Annotated in this window: 18 protein-coding genes; 3 read left to right on the top strand and 15 right to left on the bottom strand. The window is 43.4% G+C overall.

Annotated elements, in window-relative coordinates; all coding sequences use genetic code 11:
- Positions 1 to 70: 70 nt before the first annotated feature.
- Together AB5213_RS02110 and pcrA are read right to left on the bottom strand one after the other, a co-directional pair.
- Positions 71 to 313: a hypothetical protein gene (locus AB5213_RS02110; RefSeq protein ID WP_044998722.1), complete on the bottom strand. Its 243-nt coding sequence runs from the start codon at positions 311 to 313 to the stop codon at positions 71 to 73.
- Between the two features lie 145 nt (positions 314 to 458).
- Positions 459 to 2,696 carry a DNA helicase PcrA gene (gene pcrA / locus AB5213_RS02105; RefSeq protein ID WP_055157637.1) on the bottom strand — a complete coding sequence of 746 codons (2,238 nt, stop codon included), beginning with the start codon at positions 2,694 to 2,696 and terminating at the stop codon, positions 459 to 461.
- Between the two features lie 257 nt (positions 2,697 to 2,953).
- Here pcrA and AB5213_RS02100 point away from each other — a divergent pair, with 257 nt between their 5' ends.
- A complete protein-coding gene (locus AB5213_RS02100) occupies positions 2,954 to 3,262 on the top strand; it encodes a YerC/YecD family TrpR-related protein (protein ID WP_022220320.1) in 309 nt (102 codons plus the stop codon).
- A 124-nt stretch (positions 3,263 to 3,386) separates the two neighbouring features.
- On the opposite strand, the gene AB5213_RS02095 is transcribed toward AB5213_RS02100, so the two are convergent.
- Both AB5213_RS02095 and AB5213_RS02090 read right to left on the bottom strand, forming a co-directional pair.
- Positions 3,387 to 3,989 carry a DUF1836 domain-containing protein gene (locus AB5213_RS02095; protein ID WP_055157639.1) on the bottom strand — a complete coding sequence of 201 codons (603 nt, stop codon included), beginning with the start codon at positions 3,987 to 3,989 and terminating at the stop codon, positions 3,387 to 3,389.
- A 98-nt stretch (positions 3,990 to 4,087) separates the two neighbouring features.
- Complete coding sequence (locus AB5213_RS02090) at positions 4,088 to 4,837, bottom strand: phosphatase (protein WP_008369460.1); 750 nt, start codon at positions 4,835 to 4,837, stop codon at positions 4,088 to 4,090.
- A 201-nt stretch (positions 4,838 to 5,038) separates the two neighbouring features.
- Here AB5213_RS02090 and AB5213_RS02085 point away from each other — a divergent pair, with 201 nt between their 5' ends.
- The gene (locus tag AB5213_RS02085; protein ID WP_349096640.1) at positions 5,039 to 6,829 is read left to right on the top strand and encodes a glycoside hydrolase family 2 TIM barrel-domain containing protein; all 1,791 of its coding nucleotides are present in this window, start codon (positions 5,039 to 5,041) and stop codon (positions 6,827 to 6,829) included.
- A 606-nt stretch (positions 6,830 to 7,435) separates the two neighbouring features.
- Here the strand turns inward: AB5213_RS02085 and glgB are convergent.
- From glgB to AB5213_RS02055, 6 genes are all read right to left on the bottom strand, one after another.
- On the bottom strand, positions 7,436 to 9,220 hold the full coding sequence (gene glgB / locus AB5213_RS02080) for a 1,4-alpha-glucan branching protein GlgB (protein ID WP_195510297.1): 1,785 nt from the start codon (positions 9,218 to 9,220) through the stop codon (positions 7,436 to 7,438).
- Between the two features lie 19 nt (positions 9,221 to 9,239).
- Entirely contained in the window at positions 9,240 to 10,835 is a 1,596-nt protein-coding gene (locus AB5213_RS02075; RefSeq protein WP_349096638.1) for an AarF/UbiB family protein, read from the bottom strand.
- The gene (locus tag AB5213_RS02070) at positions 10,828 to 11,271 is read right to left on the bottom strand and encodes a phasin family protein (RefSeq protein ID WP_008369470.1); all 444 of its coding nucleotides are present in this window, start codon (positions 11,269 to 11,271) and stop codon (positions 10,828 to 10,830) included. The genes AB5213_RS02075 and AB5213_RS02070 overlap by 8 nt, the downstream gene beginning before the upstream one ends.
- A gap of 33 nt (positions 11,272 to 11,304) precedes the next feature.
- A complete protein-coding gene (locus AB5213_RS02065; RefSeq protein WP_368276268.1) occupies positions 11,305 to 11,682 on the bottom strand; it encodes a diacylglycerol kinase family protein in 378 nt (125 codons plus the stop codon).
- Between the two features lie 167 nt (positions 11,683 to 11,849).
- A complete protein-coding gene (locus tag AB5213_RS02060; protein ID WP_055249282.1) occupies positions 11,850 to 12,107 on the bottom strand; it encodes a hypothetical protein in 258 nt (85 codons plus the stop codon).
- 97 nt (positions 12,108 to 12,204) lie between these two features.
- Positions 12,205 to 13,545: an MATE family efflux transporter gene (locus tag AB5213_RS02055; protein WP_008369476.1), complete on the bottom strand. Its 1,341-nt coding sequence runs from the start codon at positions 13,543 to 13,545 to the stop codon at positions 12,205 to 12,207.
- Between the two features lie 302 nt (positions 13,546 to 13,847).
- Between AB5213_RS02055 and AB5213_RS02050 the strand changes: the two genes are divergently transcribed.
- Entirely contained in the window at positions 13,848 to 14,057 is a 210-nt protein-coding gene (locus tag AB5213_RS02050) for a hypothetical protein (RefSeq protein WP_368276267.1), read from the top strand.
- A gap of 77 nt (positions 14,058 to 14,134) precedes the next feature.
- On the opposite strand, the gene AB5213_RS02045 is transcribed toward AB5213_RS02050, so the two are convergent.
- The 5 genes from AB5213_RS02045 to AB5213_RS02025 all read right to left on the bottom strand — a co-directional run bounded on the left by AB5213_RS02045 (position 14,135) and on the right by AB5213_RS02025 (position 17,069).
- Entirely contained in the window at positions 14,135 to 14,395 is a 261-nt protein-coding gene (locus AB5213_RS02045) for a hypothetical protein (RefSeq protein WP_368276266.1), read from the bottom strand.
- 31 nt (positions 14,396 to 14,426) lie between these two features.
- Complete coding sequence (locus AB5213_RS02040; RefSeq protein WP_008369481.1) at positions 14,427 to 14,687, bottom strand: hypothetical protein; 261 nt, start codon at positions 14,685 to 14,687, stop codon at positions 14,427 to 14,429.
- A 128-nt stretch (positions 14,688 to 14,815) separates the two neighbouring features.
- A complete protein-coding gene (locus AB5213_RS02035; protein WP_349096632.1) occupies positions 14,816 to 15,772 on the bottom strand; it encodes a 2-dehydropantoate 2-reductase in 957 nt (318 codons plus the stop codon).
- Positions 15,773 to 15,947: 175 nt separating this feature from the next.
- The gene (locus tag AB5213_RS02030; RefSeq protein WP_055262281.1) at positions 15,948 to 16,316 is read right to left on the bottom strand and encodes a VOC family protein; all 369 of its coding nucleotides are present in this window, start codon (positions 16,314 to 16,316) and stop codon (positions 15,948 to 15,950) included.
- Between the two features lie 204 nt (positions 16,317 to 16,520).
- Positions 16,521 to 17,069, bottom strand: coding sequence for an alpha/beta family hydrolase (locus AB5213_RS02025; protein WP_195412968.1), 549 nt, complete (start codon positions 17,067 to 17,069; stop codon positions 16,521 to 16,523).

Below are 17,069 nucleotides of genomic sequence, written 5' to 3'. Positions count from 1 at the left end.
CTATCTATATACCCTCACATAGAAAAGGCAGGAATCTTTGACAATTCCTGCCTTCGCTGCTTTCTTAATATTACTGTACTTCATCTTCATCACTGAAGAAATCATTGTCGAAATCATCGTCAAAATCTTCTTCAAAGTCTTCCAGATAATCCGGAGTAAAGAAACAATATACTGCATATGCAATTGCTGCAACTGCTGCTACCGCACCGATAATTGCAAGAATCCAGAGAACAGTTGTCTTCTGATCATCATCTTTCTTATGCATCATATCGTTGAGTTTCGTTGTTGCAAGTAATTCTTCGATTCTGTTCATCTCCATACACGCCCTTTCTGCCGTCACTCTCTGTTTCGGCTCACTCATTGTTTATAGCTAGTATACCACAAATCCATGCATAATTTCCACCATATTGCACAGATTTTCCGAAAAAGAATGTGTTTCTCAGGCACATAGTGCAATTTTAGTCAATTTTCTGCAGTTTTGCAAACATGGCAAACATCTTCTTCGTGCCCGCCGTATCAAAGTCCACAGTCACTTCGTAGTCTCGTCCGCCTTCTGTGATCTGTGTCACCAGACCTTCTCCAAACTTAATATGACGCACTCTGTCCCCCACATCATATCCCGGACCTTTTCCCTTGGTCACAGTAAACTGCTGTGCAGGCTTTGTCGCTGCGAACGCTTTTGTCGCAAATGCCTGCTTTGCCTGACGGTAAGCAGATACCTTTGGTTCCTCCTCTGTCTGCTCTTTTTTAAACAGGGCACCGGTAGAAAGCAGACTCAGCGGAATCTCTTTTAAGAATCTGGACATCTTATTATACTGTGTCTCACCGTGTACCATCCGTCGTCTTGCACAGGTCAGCGTCAGATTCTCCTTTGCACGGGTAATTCCCACATAGCAGAGTCTTCTCTCTTCTTCCAGCTCTGCCGGATCATCTGCCGTGATCGTCATATAGCTTGGGAAAATCCCATCTTCCAGGCCGGCGAGATAGACGTGTGGAAATTCCAGGCCTTTCGCACTATGTAAAGTCATCAGCACCACATAGTCCGTCTCCTCATCAAGACTGTCGATATCTGCAACCAATGCCACTTGCTCTAAAAAACCGGAAAGTGTCGATTTTTCATCTTCTGCTTCACAGGACTCCTCGTATGCAACAATTTTATTCCGGAGCTCTTCAATATTTTCCAGACGGCTTTCTGCTTCTTCATCAGAATCTGCCTGCAGTTCTTCTACATATCCAGTTGCATCGATAATCTCATCCATCAATTCCGCTACACTCATGCGTTCGCCTTCGGCTTTAAAATGTTCAATCAGGGCTGCAAAGGATTCGATTTTGCCAAGCGCACGTCCGATTCCCGGAACCGATCCTGCAGCCAGGATTGCTTCATAGAAACTGATCTCCCGTTCCGTTGCATAATCCTGCACCCTTCCGATGGTTGTCAGTCCGATTCCCCTCTTCGGTACATTGATGATCCTCCGTACTGCCAGATCATCTTTTCCATTATCTACTGTTTTTAAATATGCCAGCAGATCCTTTATTTCGCGTCTTGCATAGAAGTTTACTCCACCAACGATCTTATACGGAACATTGGATACCACCATCTTTTCCTCGAATATACGTGACTGCGCATTGGTTCTGTATAAAATAGCGAAATCCTTATATTCTCTTTTTCCACTGTTCACCTTGTCTTTGATATCACTGACAATATAATCCGCCTCATCGTAAGCAGAATCAAACTGACGGAACTGAATCTTCTCACCCTCACCATTCTCGGTCCAGAGCGACTTCTCTTTTCGTCCTGTATTGTGACGGATCACTTCATTTGCGGCGTTCAGGATTGTGGATGTGGAACGGTAATTCTGTTCCAGCTTGATCACTTTCGCATTCGGATATTCTTTTTCAAAATTCAGGATATTCATGATATTCGCACCCCTGAATTTGTAGATCGACTGGTCGTCATCACCAACTACACACAGATTCTGATACTTACCGGCAAGAAGGCTTACCAGCTTAAACTGTACCGTATTCGTATCCTGATACTCATCCACCATGATATAACGGAATCTTTCCTGATAATACTCCAACACGTCCGGCTGTGTCTGAAGAAGCTGTACTGTCTTTAAAAGCAGATCGTCAAAATCGAGTGCATTGTTAGCTTTCAGCTGCTTTTCATACTCGGTATAAACCTGTGCAATCTTCTTTTTCGCCCAATCCCCTTCCGCACGAAGTGTCATCTCTTCCGGTGTGACAAGCTCATCTTTTGCAGAAGAAATCGCACTAAGAAGCGACCGTTCCTTAAACATTTTCGTATCAATCTGCAAATATTTACACACATCCTTGATCAGTGTCTTCTGATCATCTGCATCATAAATCGTAAAATTTGTATCATACCCAAGCCGGTCAATATATCTGCGCAGGATCCGCACACACATTGAATGGAAGGTGCTCACCCAGATACTCTCCGAACCGAATCCAACAATCTGATCCACTCTCTCACGCATCTCCCCGGCTGCCTTGTTCGTAAATGTGATCGCCAAGATATTCCATGGGTTCACACCTATCTGATCGATCAACCAGGCAATCCTGTGTGTAAGGACACGTGTCTTACCGGATCCTGCTCCGGCAAGGATCAGAAGCGGGCCCTCTGTATAGAAAACGGCCTCCTGCTGTCTGTCATTTAATGTATCATAAATACTCATATTTTTGTTCCTCTTTCTTCTCCTCTCTCGAGGCTCTATTGCATCATTATATTATAAAAAAAGTGGGGTGTCAAAGAATCTCTCGTCCCTATTTTTCGTCGTAAAAATAGAAAAATCCAGCTCCTTTTTTCTTATCTGTAAAATTTTGCAAAATATCTGGACTTTAAAATTTTAATGTGCTAATATGTCATTGTATGAATGAGTGGGGCAGTTTATGTCACACTCTTATTGATTATTTGTCATGGAGGGATAATATAATGAGTAGAAAAATCAGAACAGAAGCGGTCGATTCTTTATTTGATGCCGTTCTCAGTCTGAAAAGCAGAGAAGAATGCTACACATTCTTTGAAGATGTCTGCACGATCAATGAGCTTTTATCGCTTTCACAGCGTTTTGAAGTAGCTAAGATGCTACGTGATCAGAAAACATACCTGGAGATTGCAGAAAAGACTGGTGCTTCCACAGCAACAATCAGCCGCGTAAACCGCTCTCTTAATTATGGTAATGATGGATACGATATGGTATTTGAGAGACTTCAGGCAGGGGCTGAAGAATCCGAATCTTAATTTTACAGACACCGGCAGGAGTTGGTAGTAACAGCTATTGCCAAACACATAATAGCAAAAAGGAACGAATTTCAAAATCTGAAATCCGTTCCTTTTTTTATTCTTCTTAAAAAAGCTAACGCTTTTATTTTTTCTTATCCGGCTTTGGAAGTTCGTCCACCATTTTTTCAATCAGTTGCTTTTTCACATACACATCAAAACTGAGATTACAGATAAAGGCAAACTTCTGAAGCTGTTCTCTTTCTTCATCATCCACACATACAAAAGAATGCTCAGCAGTCTCATACGCCTTACGAATACTATCCTGCAACTCTCCGATCCTGCTTTTTTCCATCTTACAGACTTCTTCATAGATACTTTCCATGTCAAATTCCGAATCCACAGCAAAATATTTGTCTGTCAGTGGCTTTAACAAAATCTCAATATCTTTGATTGAGAGCAGGTTCTTAAAATAATAGACAAAAATTAAAACCAGAAGGTGCTCTTTGGAATACTTTTTCTTATTCGGAGGCGGAAGCAGATTGTTTTTCGCATAATTATTGATCATCGTTTTCGTCAGGATCTTATCATCCTCATAACGCTTCGTCGAACTGAGCTGTTCCTCCATAAAAGTTGTTACCTGATCCATATATAAATCTATATTCGGAATATCTACCGGATGAATATAATCAATTCTGCCGACACTTTCCAGGATACTGTTTAATAAATCTTCCGTATTTATCGTCATTCTTTTTCACCTCAATATAGATATTATATAGTATTAAAAACTAGATATCAAGTCTTTTCTCTATCTTTCATACAGACTTTTTTAACGTAAATGACGTATTAACAATTCACTTTTTTCTGTTTCCACATATTCCGTTTATACTGAATACATGATTTCAGAAGCTCTGCAGAAGTATTAACGATCAGTTCTTCCGGAAAATGACTCTCCTCGATCACCGGAAGCGCATAACTGTAATCTGCAAGATCTACATCCATATGTGCGTCGCTTCCCATCGTAACCGGAACTTCGTATTTCTTACAGTATTCCAGCATTTTTAAATCATTTTTCCTGGTATCCACGCGGAATCCGCCAGGTCTTAACGAACCGTTATTTACCTCCAGAACGGTTCCTGTCTCTTTTGCTTTTTTGGCCAGCTGTTCATAATCCACCGGATATCTTCCGTCATCCGGATGTCCAATAATGTGAATCAGCGGATTCTCCATTGCCGCAAGGTATGCCGCCGTGATTGCCTCTTCCGTCCGCTCGCCTTTATAACAAGGTCCATGAATACTTGCAATTGCAATATCCATCTGACAAAGTGTGCTCTCCGGAAGGTCAACCTCTCCCTTTTCATTCATAATATTCAGTTCCACACCCATGAACAGTCTCACGCCGTACATTTCACGCGGTACGATATGCAGATTCTGGAAATAGAACTCATGACAGGTTCCCGGCATCTGCGGTGCATGTTCAGTCAATGCAAATGCCTCCAGTCCTTTCTCTTTCGCCATCTGTGCCATCTCACGTATCGTATTGTATGCATGTCCGCTGACAATGGTATGTGCATGTGTATCTAAAACTATTTTCATCGGTATTTCCTCCTGCCTGCTCTTTGTCTGTGTTCTCACAGCTCATCTTTTCTTATATTCTTATGATAAACTGATTCTTTCTTTTTTACAATCCGTTTTTCCCCACTGTTTTCATTTCTAAAATTTCTATAAAATGTGCGGTGTTTTTGTTGTCACATGGTACAATAGACTATAAGAATATTTAACGAAAGAGGTTTTTTTATGAATCTTTTAGCAGCACTTGCAAGTGTACGGATCTTTCCCAGAAAAGCTTCCCATCAGACACTGACTACCCGTTGGGGAAAAGCTCTTGATCCGCAGCACATACTGGAAGAATATCCACGTCCGCAAATGATCCGCGATCAATATATCAACCTGAATGGAGAATGGAATTACACAGTTCTTTCAGAAAAAAATACCATAACCAAAGAAGGAACTCTTTTCGTTCCTTTTTCTCCGGAAGCCCCTCTTTCCGGTGCCGGTTTCCAGTTAAAGCCACGCGAAAAAATGCTCTGTGAGCGCCTGCTGTCGGTCAAGCGCCTTCCTTCCGACGGATCCCGGTGCATCTTGCATTTTGGTGCAGTCGATCAGTATGCGAAAGTTCTGGTAAATGGAAAAGTAGTTGTCTCACATATCGGCGGATATCTTCCATTTTCTGCTGATATCACAGATGCTCTGCAGGTGGGTTGCAACACTCTGACTGTACACATTGAAGACCGTTCCGACACTTCTTATCACAGTGTTGGAAAACAGAAATTAAAGCGTGGCGGAATGTTCTACACCGCCCAGAGTGGAATCTGGCAGACAGTATGGATGGAATGGGTTCCGGCTGTCTATGTCAAAAAACTGGAACTCACCCCTTTATATGAAAAAGAGACGGTACACGTATCCCTTCTTTTAAATCATCCGATTTCCGGATGCAGCGATGCCGAAGCGGTTGTCTGTCACGTCAGAGACATGGACGGTCGCCTGATTTCCAAAGGGATCTGCACCAATCAGTCTGACTCTCTTTGCTGTTACTCCTGCTACTGTGACGTCAACAATATGCATCCCTGGAATCCTGATGATCCTTATCTTTATACAATTGAGATACAGGCAGGCGAAGATAAAGTCACCGGCTATTTTGCAATGCGTACCTTTACCATCGAACCGGATAAAAAAGGACTTCCCCGCTTCTGCCTGAACCATGAACCACTTTTTCTGAATGGAGTCCTGGATCAGGGATACTGGCCGGACGGGCTTTACACTGCGCCATCTGATGAAGCGCTGATCTATGATATCCAAACCATGAAAAATCTCGGCTTCAACATGATCCGTAAACATGTAAAAGTCGAGACTGCAAGATGGTATTATCATTGCGACCGCCTTGGAATGATCGTCTGGCAGGACATGGTAAACGGTGGCACCTACAATGCTCCGTTCATGACCTGGCTGCCTGCACTCTTTCCAAAATTCAAGCTTCACACCAGTGACCGGATTCATCCTCTCTTCGGCAGGAAAAATGTACATGGCAGAGAAGAATTCATCCGTGAATGCAAAGAAACTGTCACTGCCCTAAAAGCATTCCCATGCATCAGCACCTGGGTAATCTTCAATGAAGGCTGGGGACAGTTTGATTCAAAAAAGCTCACTGCCTTATTCCGCGAACTGGATGACACCCGGCTCATCGATTCCGCCAGCGGATGGTTTGACAGACGGCAGGGAGATTTCAAAAGTGAACATAACTACTTTGCAAAGCAGTTCGTAACTCCATCTGACCGCGCTTTCGTCATTTCCGAATACGGAGGCTACACCTGCCAGGTCAAAGGACATACCTGCTCCGGCAAGACATACGGATATAAAATCTGCTCTTCACAGGAAGAATTCCAGGCAGCCTATCATAAACTTATATCTGAAGAAATCGACCCCCTCAAAGAACAGGGATTGTGCGGAGCAGTATATACACAACTCTCCGACATCGAAGATGAAATAAACGGGCTGATGACTTACGACAGGGAGGTTTGTAAGTTGTAGGTGGTTGACAAAGTTACGCACCCATGGATTCGGATTCACCCCCGCTCGCGCTTAGTCCGCAAACGTAGCGGATACTAAGTTCGATGATGTCTGACGACATCCTCTCACTAAGTACCGACGTTTCCGATGGGGTTCATTCCGAATGCATGGGTGCTTGCGTTTGTCGCTCCAGTACAAGTTGTGCAGAGGCGCTTCGCTGCCACACTGGGAAAATACTATTTTAATTTCAGTGGGATAGGTTGCTCAGGAACGTAAACTTTATACCTTATCAATATACCTCCAGTACTTCTGCAAATCCATTGCCATCACTTCTCGTCAGACGTCACATCCAGGCGATGCGCAGCGGATGCCGTCCCCCCTGGTATTAGTTTTTTGTGCGCTTAGTATGGTGCTGTCTTCCCCCCTTCGCCGATGCGGTTCTGGTGTCATAGCACAGCCCGGGGCAGAACGATAATTCTGCTGGCGGGCCCTCAAAAAACGCCGGCACTTAGTGAGGGGATAACGCTTGCGGTATCACCGAACTTAGTACCGCTGCGTTTTTTGCGAAGCGAAAGCGCGCCCGAAAGCAGAAATATCGTTCTGCCCCGGGCGTCCCTTTCCCATCACCTAACTCATCAGCAAAATCCCCGAAAACGGCGGCAAGTCCAGCGTCACATGCGTCCCTTTTTTTGCTTTTGCCGGCAATGTCTTTTTCTTTTTTGTATTTCCTCCATATTCGTCCCAGTCCGTATCCAGTATCACACTGAGTTTTCCTTCTTCTTCGGTATCCAGTTCGTAATCTTCCTGTTCTTCGTCTGAGAAGTTGAATATCGCGATAAAGTTCTTATTTTTTCCTTTTCTTTTGATCGCATAGATACAGCGTTCTTCCTGATGGCAGTCCAGCCATTTGAAATTCTCCGGATCATAATCATGCCAGAATGCATCATTTTCCTGACCGATACGGTTCAGTTCGATCATATAACGGTGAAATGCATCATGGAGCGGATATTTTAGGATATCCCAGTCCTGCTCGCGGCTTTCATCCCACTCGCGAAGCTGACCGAATTCATTTCCCATGAAATTCAGCTTCTTACCAGGATGCGCCATCATATACAGATACATAGCTCTTGCCTGCGGGAACTTATCCTCATATTCTCCGTTCATCTTCTGGAGAATCGTTGCCTTTCCATGTACCACTTCGTCATGACAGTATTCCAGCAAAAAACGCTCATTATAATAATACATCATCGAAAATGTCAGCTTATGATAATCTCTGCTTCTGTATTCTGGTGCACTCTGGAAATATTCCAGTGTATCGTGCATGAAACCAAGATCCCACTTGTAATCAAAACCAAGTCCTCCCTGGTCAACCGGTTTGGTAACACCTGGAAAATTGGTGGAATCTTCTGCGATCAGCATGGCTGTCGGATGAAGGGACTTTAGTCCCTGGTTCATCACCTTCAGAAAATCCAGTGTCGTTCCGTTAACACCCCTGGCCTCGTCACCCTGCCAGTAGATCAGACGGCTGACTGCATCCATACGGATTCCGTCAAAATGGAACTCACTCAGCCAGTAATTTGCTGCCGACTGTAAGAAACATCGTACTTCCCCTCTGGAATGCATGAAATTACAGCTTCCCCATTCGCTTTCACCTACTGCCGCATTTGGATATTCATACAGACAGGTTCCGTCAAATTCTTTCAGTCCATAATAATCGACTGCAAAATGTACCGGAACAAAATCCATGATCACACCAATTCCTGCCTGGTGACACTCATCCACAAATTTTTTCAGCTCATCCGGTGTTCCATAACGTGCGGTCGGCGCAAAAAATCCGGTATTCTGATATCCCCAGGATCCGTCAAAAGGATGCTCGGAAAGCGGCATCATCTCAATATGAGTATAATGATTCTTTTTTACATAAGGAATCAGAAGCTTTGCAAGCTCAATATAAGTATACCAGTCGGTCTTCCCTTCTCCTTTTTTTCTCCAGGATCCTGCATGGATCTCATAGATATTGACCGGACTGTCAAATCCGACTGTCCGGTTCTTCATCCATTTTTCATCCTTAAATTTATAACTATAAAGATCCGTTAAGATTGAGCAATCTCCTGGTCTTAATTCCATCTGGAAGCCATATGGATCACAGTGCTCTACCCTTCCGCCATTTGCTGTGTAAATGCAGTACTTATACAGCTGACCAGTCTTCGCCGGAATCGGCTCTGACACATATACACCGCTCTGTTCCTCCTGATACATCGGGATCTCTGTCCAGTTACTGAACTCTCCAAATACGCACACTCCTTTTGCCGATGGCGCAAACACACGGAAAATAAAATTTTCACCCTCTTTATGCGCTCCAAAATAACGATATACATCAAAAAGATGCCCTGTATAAAACTCCTTCCGCATCTCTTTTCCCCCTGTTTATTTATTTTTTTGAAAAGATATGTTTGATAAAAACATACATTACAATAGCAAATGCCATCAGATATCCAAACGCACCGATTGCCGGAATCCCCCACAACCTTGGCTGCATATTGGTTGTACAGATAATGCTGGAACTGATCAGAAGTGCCATCACCCACAGCCCCATTACAATATTCCGCACCAACCTCCTTAGCAACCCGGAAAGCTCATCCGAAGTATGAAGATCCAGATTGACTCTGGTTTGTCCTTTCATGTGACCCTGCAGGATGTCTGCTGCAAGGGAAGGAATATCCATTGCCTTGTGAAGAGAACGATACAGTCTTTTTGCATCATTCTTTATCTCTTTTTTCCACTGTTCCTTCGTCAGAAAGCTCTCCTTCATCCGTGCCGCCGCAATCTCAACCATGTTGATCTGCGGACTGATCTCGGCAAGCACACCTTCCATATTGGCGAGTCCTCTTGCAAGCATAGTAAGTCCATGAGGCATGGAAATTTTATTTTCCTTCATCACTTCCATCAGATCCTGCATAACTTCCGCAATATCAATATCACCTATATCAATCGTTCCATATTTTGCCATCAGATTATTGATATCTTCATACAGCTTGCTCTGATCCGGCTTTCCGCGGAACTCGCCAAGTGCCATCACCGCTTCCTGGATCAGACCGATGTCATTCTCTGCCACACCTTTGACTGCATTACTGATCTGTTCCCGGTCACGCTCGGTAAGTCTTCCCATCATTCCCATATCGATCCAGACAATCTTTCCATCACGGATACGCACATTGCCCGGATGCGGATCAGCATGAAAAAAACCATCCTCCATAACCTGGCGAATGTAATTATCTACAAGCTTTGTTCCAATCTCATTCAGATCATAGCCATTTGCCAGCAGATTTTCTTTATCGTTGATTGCAAATCCATCAATATATTCCATCACCAGCACATGGTTGGTCGTATATTCGCGATAGAGCCGAGGCGTTGTAACAAAAGCCACATCCTGATTGCGCTGGGCAAATTCTTCCATACTGGCTGCCTCCAGAAGAAAATTCATCTCCTGCTGGGTGACAGTCCAGAGCTCGTCCAGAACCATGTTAATATCCACCATGTCCTTGATCGTACCTGGCGGGACCAGCTTTGCCGCTTTGTGGAGCAGACTGATATCTCTGGACATTACCTTATAGATCCCCTGCCTCTGAACTTTGACGACAACATCTTCCCCAGTCTTCAGAACCGCCCGGTGGACCTGTGCGATCGATGCCGATCCCAGTGGATGCACATCAATGCTCTGGAACACTTCGTTCCACTCATAACCGTAGGACTTGCGGATCACTTCTGCTACCTGTTCAAATGGCATCGGTGTCACCTCGGAATGAAGCCGCATCAGTTCTTCACAATAGCTTTTCGGAAGAATGTCGGAATGCAGTGACATGATCTGACCAAGCTTAATATAAGTCGGCCCCAGATCCTCCAGGATCAGCCGGAGCTTTTCCGGGGTAAGTCCACCGGTAATCCCATGTTTTCTGAGGACTGCTGTCATCTCCCGCAGTCTGGAACCATATTTATTTGACTCTTTTGGCTGGTTTTTGTTACTCATTCATGTCCTCGTTGCCAGATTCGATTGCTTCAACTTCTTTTGCTGCTTCCTTTGCCGTCTCTGTTTCAACAGTTTCAGCCGTCTCTCCTGCCTGTTCTACAGCTTCTTCTACTTTTTCTGTTTCTTCTTCAGAAACTGCTGCTTCACGCTCATAAATTCTTTCTTTGAGCTGTTCAATCTGCTCCGGTGTCATCTTATCAAGCAGCTCGTCCAGTTCTTCCGGTGAAGATGTCTTAACAGAAACATTGACATTTTCTTTTACAGTCTTCTTGATATTGTGGCGAAGTTCCTGATTCAGAACTTTTCCCTGTTCTACAGCTGCTTCTCCACGTTCTGCCATCTTATCCAGAACTTCTTTTGACTTTTCTGCAGTTACTGCTGCTGTACCAATCCCTGCAAGTAATACTTTCTTAACTCCATCTCCTAAGCTTCCCATAACGTCTATCTCCTTTCACAATTTCAATCTGCTTTAAAGTCCAAGGAATGTAAGCCCCTTTGGTAGAAAAATAATAATCCCGGCGATCGCTGCCATAATTGCTGCAATCAGAACCGCACCTGCTGCTGTATCTTTTGCAATCTTTGCAAGTGGCTTCCGCTCTTCCGTCACCAGATCGACCACCGCTTCTACTGCGGTATTGACCAGCTCCAGCGCCATGATAAGCCCAAAAAGCGTCAGGCAGATGCACCATTCCAGCAATGAGATCTTCAATATCACTCCGGCAATCACTACCAACACCGCTGTCGCACAGTGAATCTTCATATTCCGCTCTTTTTTGATACAGGTACCAATTCCTTCAAATGCGTATCCAAAACTCTTATAGAGCGGATCTTTCTTCTGACTGTCCATATTTCATCACCTGCTTCTTATTATTGTCTTTATTTTACCAAATCAGCTCTATAATAACCAGTCTTTTCCGTATTTTCTTTCTATACAATCTGTAAAAATTGTAAATTTGTATTTTGTATCGAAAAAAGCGGAAATACCATTTCTGATATTTCCGCTTCTCTGTCTGTTTATTTTATCTCTAATTCATCCATCGTTGTTTCCGCATTCATTGCAAAAAGTACACCTCCGAGGAATCCCGGGAAAACAATCGCATAGCCTGCAAATATGATCAGCCAGGATATTCCTTTTAACGCCACCAGACTGACAACTCCCCAAAGTGCTGCACCTATAACCCCACACAATAATGCATTCGTCAGCAGAAACCATCCTGTCATACTCTTTTTTCCATATTTTTTATTCTTCCAGAAATCCCACAGCTTTCTCATTTTACATCTTCCTTTCCAAATTCCTTACCTTTAACAGAATCTTAACAAAGGTATGTAAAATCCAAAGGATCTGCCATGTAAAATCTATGTAAGAATTTTAAATCACCTGATGCTTCAGCCACTTTCTGCTGTGGAATCTCCACGAAAAAATAATCCCACGGAGTGTCCAGTCTGAAAACATTCCGATCCACACGCCCATCGCTCCGACACCAACTATCCGGATCATAAATACGCTGAGGCAAAAACGGCACAGCCACATCGTCGTGCAAGATGTGAGCATTGAAAATTTCACATCCCCGGCTGCGCGCATACCATAGCCCGGGATAAATGCCATAATCCATACCAATGGCTTTACAATCGTGATCCACATCGTCATATGGATACACATATCCGCACTTTCTTTTTCCATACCACCAAGGATCGTGATCGGTTTTGTCAGTACAAATACACTCAAACAGCTGATGATCAGAATCACTTCCGCAATCATACAAAGCTTTTTGATATAGTAAACCGCTTCATCTTTTCTGCCAGCCCCAATACACTGTCCAACAATCGTCATCAACCCAACGCCAACTCCGATTGCTGCAATTCCATTCAGATTTTCCAGAATACTCGTCATTGCCTGTGCCGCGATTGCCACTGTGCCGAGCGTTGATACGGAGGACTGAATCGCAAGCTTTCCAAGCTGGAACATACTGTTCTCTACCCCTGAAGGGATACCGATACTTAGAATTCTCCGGATCATCCGGAAGTCTGGACGGATTTTCAGATAATCACGCACCACGATCGGCTGCCTGTCCTGACGCAGCTGGGCCAGAACTACAACTGCACAGAAAACACGTGAAATCAGAGTTGCAAGTGCTGCCCCTGCAACACCCATATGAAATCCCCAGATCAGCATTGCATTTCCTGCAATGTTCATCACATTGGATATCATGGAAATGAGCATCGGACCTTTCGTATTATCCTGTGCCCTGAAAATCGATGCTGCCGAATCATAAGCTGCGATAAACGGAAAGGACAGTGCCGTATAGAAGAAATAAATTTCCGACGCACGCATGACCTCCGCCTCCACTGATCCAAAGATCAGACGCAGCATCGGCTTTTGGAAAACAAGACAGATCAGGCTGATCACAACCGAAATTGCCGTAATAATAAACAGCACCTGCCTTGCGGATTCATTTGCCCGCTTCACATTCTTCTGTCCGATATACTGTGCACAGACGATCGCACCTCCTGCCGCCAGCGCAGAAAACGCCTGGATCACCAGCACATTGATCGAATCCACCAGCGATACTGCTGAAATCGCCGCAGATCCCACATTGCTTACCATCATTGTGTCCGCTGTTCCCATGATGGAGTTCAGAAGCTGTTCCAGAACGACCGGTATCAGAAGATCTGCAATCATTTTATTTGTGAACATATGCTTTTGTTCCATTTTCTTTTAACTCCCTTTTTCCTCTGCTTCTCTCTTACTTCATTCCTGATTTCAAATAATTTCAAAAAAATCCCTTTGCTATTATGGTCTTCTTAAACTCAGAATGCAAGTATTTTTTTGCCCTGATGCGTTTAACAGACGGCTTTCTTTCTATCTCACATAATTTTCAAACCCAAATGAGGCAGAAACCGTTTTTTTCATACATATTTTCTACCTATCAGCACATACTTATCTTATCCTGCCGGCAGTTTTTAAGATTTTCACTTTTTTCTGCCTGTGCCATATCAGATAAGGAGGTCCCCATGAAAAAAGAAAAACATTCTGATATTTCATCCCGCAAAAAATCCAATCAGAAGATCATCGATTCCTACGATTATCTGTCTAATGCAGCATCTGCGCAGGACTGCACCGGTCTGATCCCTGTCGGTCCCACAAACAGAGAAGAGCTGGAATCCTACGAAGAAGTCTATCATTATCGGCCGCCGAAAATTGATCCGGAGAAATGTGAGTGACTTCTATCGACCAAATAAGGAACGGTTTCGCTCTTTTTGTCCGAAACCGTTCCTTATATTTACGCTGGTAACTACTACTATAACATGAAAAAGCATAGAACATCCTTTGTCTCATTTTCTACAAAAATCATCCCGGTAAATTTCTGGTATCCTGCCTTTTTCGCCATCTCCAAAGAAACCCGCAGGCGCTCGATTTCCCGTCTGCGCAGCTTTTCAAAATGTTCGATCGTATCTTTTCCTTCATAGCAATAGCCCTTTGTTCCAACCAGGGCATATTCGCCATAAGAATAAAAATTATTCTGGAGAAATTCCAGACGTTCAGAAAACATTTCCTTCATTTGCACCAAGATAAACGGTAATCTTCATCTTCTATTCCTCATCAAAATCTACTTCAAATACGCCTTCCGGTGTCTTCATGGTCAGGATTCCAAGATTAAAATCATCATCCTGAATCGTGATATGATATTCAAACACGACATCATCATCAAATTTGGAAAGTAAAATATATTCTCCATTTTCCTTTCCTTCAATCTGATCACAGATATCATCGTATACATCCTCTCCGGAAATCAGTCTCGGATATCCGGATGATTTGATTTTCTTTTCAATTGCTTCATATAATTCGTTCATGCTTTCTCTCTCTTTCTTTTCTTCATTTTATGTTGTTCTTTTTACGAGAATCTGATCTTACATCTCGTCCCGAAATCGCACATTTTAATTTATGCTGATTTCAGCATAACATACCCGCTCTATATTTTCTACTTTGACCAGGTCAGTTCTTCCTTCCCGGTATAATCAAATTTACCATCGTTTTTCTCTTCCAGCGCCTTGATCATATGATAGGTGTATTCATTATACGGCATCGGGATTCCGAGCTCTTTTCCCATCCGCACAAGCTCGCCGGAGAACATATCGATTTCCGTGTGGCATCCGGCATCCAGATCCTGCAAGGTGGAATATCTGGCTGACGGTGGGACCGCACTTCCACGTCCGGACGAGCTTTCGGTCTTGCTCATATCAATTCCTTTTGCCTGTGCGACTGCTTCCAGCTCTCTTTTTAATCCGTCACTGATTGCTTTCATGTGCACGCTGTCACGGTAACATCCAACGCCTGCTCCCAGAATCGCCTGCGGCAGATTGCTGCACACATTCAGGCAAAACTTGCACCAGATCTCTTCCTGAATATACTCTGTGGAGCGGAAATGAATCCCGGTATCTGCAAATAACTCTTCCACTGCTTTCACCCGCTCGCTGTCGAACGGCGCGGACGGTTCTCCGAAAATGATTCCAAGTGTGGTCGGTGGATCAAAATGATAACCGTCTTCCTCTTTATGTGAAGCCACTTTGATCAGTGCCGGTAACACATGCTCCATTCCCACTGTTCTGCCAATGATCTCTTCGCTGTCAACACCGTTCATCAGACTCATGATCACCGTATGCTCGCCTGTTGCTTTTTGTATACTCTCCAAAGCACCTTCCAGTGAACCGTATTTCAAAGCAACCACCATCAGATCCACGTCATGTGCCTCATCTGGAGTCCACACTTCCGGATGGTAAGTCTTGCCATTGATCGCACATCCGTTCTTTTTCAGACGTTCTGCTCTTTCTCCTTCAGCGATCACTCCAAGCCGGATATCTGATTTTTCAGAAAGACCCCAGATCACATAAGAGCCTACTGCTCCCGCACCTAAAACTGCAACTGATTTTATCTCCATCTTCTCTCACCTCGTAAATTTTCTATTTTTCAACCTTTCGGAGTACCCTTGCCGGATTGCCGACGATTCCCGTCTTTTTCAATAAAATTCCAAGAACCATGACAAACGCCAGAGATGCTGCACGTAAAAGTACCGCTGCCATTTTGTTGTCCTCCTGATGTATGTTATTTTCTCTTTATCCCCGCATCGGTGTCCTGACTTCAATCAGATTGCCGTCCAGATCATAAAAACGGATCACTTTCTGTCCCCAGCTGTACGTCATCAGCCTGGTGACATATTTGGTTTCCGGATACAGTTTTTCTAATTTTTCAGTAAATGCTTCAATATTCCGCTCTTCAAAATAAAGTTCACAGGAATTATTCTCCGGGACAACTTCTTTTCCTGTAACATCCTTCCAGACTTTTTCGTCCTGTAAAACAAGTCCTTCTGTCAGAATAACGTTTCCATCATTGTCCAGAATGATATCCAGACCAAACAGATCATGATAGAATTTCTTTGATTTTTCAATGTCTTTTACGACAATCAGGATATTCCTTAATCTCATCTTCTCCTCCACAACCTGATTTTTTTACTCTATCAGTTTTTTTCTGATCTTTCTGGTAAAAAATAGGCTTTTCCTATTTAACTCCCCTTCCCAATGGCACACCGTCATGGAGGATATCTTCCATCCTATGCACACGACGTTATCCGGATTGCACGGGATTTATTCGACACCTCCAGTGCAAATGGGTTCGCTTTCCTGGAATAGCTACCGCAAATACTTCTGTGTCTTTTCCATTACGTTTTTCAGGATATCAATGTTTTGTAAAATATTTTCTTTTTCCAATGAATGATTGGCATCCTCATACACATAAATCGGAACTGCCTGATTCTTTGAACATGCAATTACTTTTTTTACATCGCTCCACGGATCCGCAGTTCCAATAAATGCAATTGCATCATCATGTTCAAACATAAAAGTCTGTTCAAGCGGGGTATACAAAATCTGGCAGCATTTTATCTTATATTTCTCAGCATAAGCGGATGCAATAATGGTTCCTACGCTTTTGGAAATAAATAAAACTTCACTGTACTCGTCAAATGCGATTTCTTCAAGCTCCTTTTCTGCCTGCGCATACAAGCACTCAAATGCCTCTTGCATTTTCTTTTTATCGCCGCGTATATTTTTGCCATTATAGGAATACTCCTGCATGACTGTCTTTTCATATCCATATTCCTGAACCAGTTTTCTTGCATAGTACAAAAGTGGCTTATCACAATGATAACCAATGCCTGGGAAAAATACTGCTATTTTCAT

The organism is Coprococcus sp. RTP21204st1_G4_RTP21204_210225, assembly GCF_040915385.1.
GTDB lineage: Bacteria > Bacillota > Clostridia > Lachnospirales > Lachnospiraceae > Allocoprococcus > Allocoprococcus comes.
Note: the sequence above shows the minus strand (reverse complement) of the source record. Positions and strands in the feature narration are given on the sequence as shown.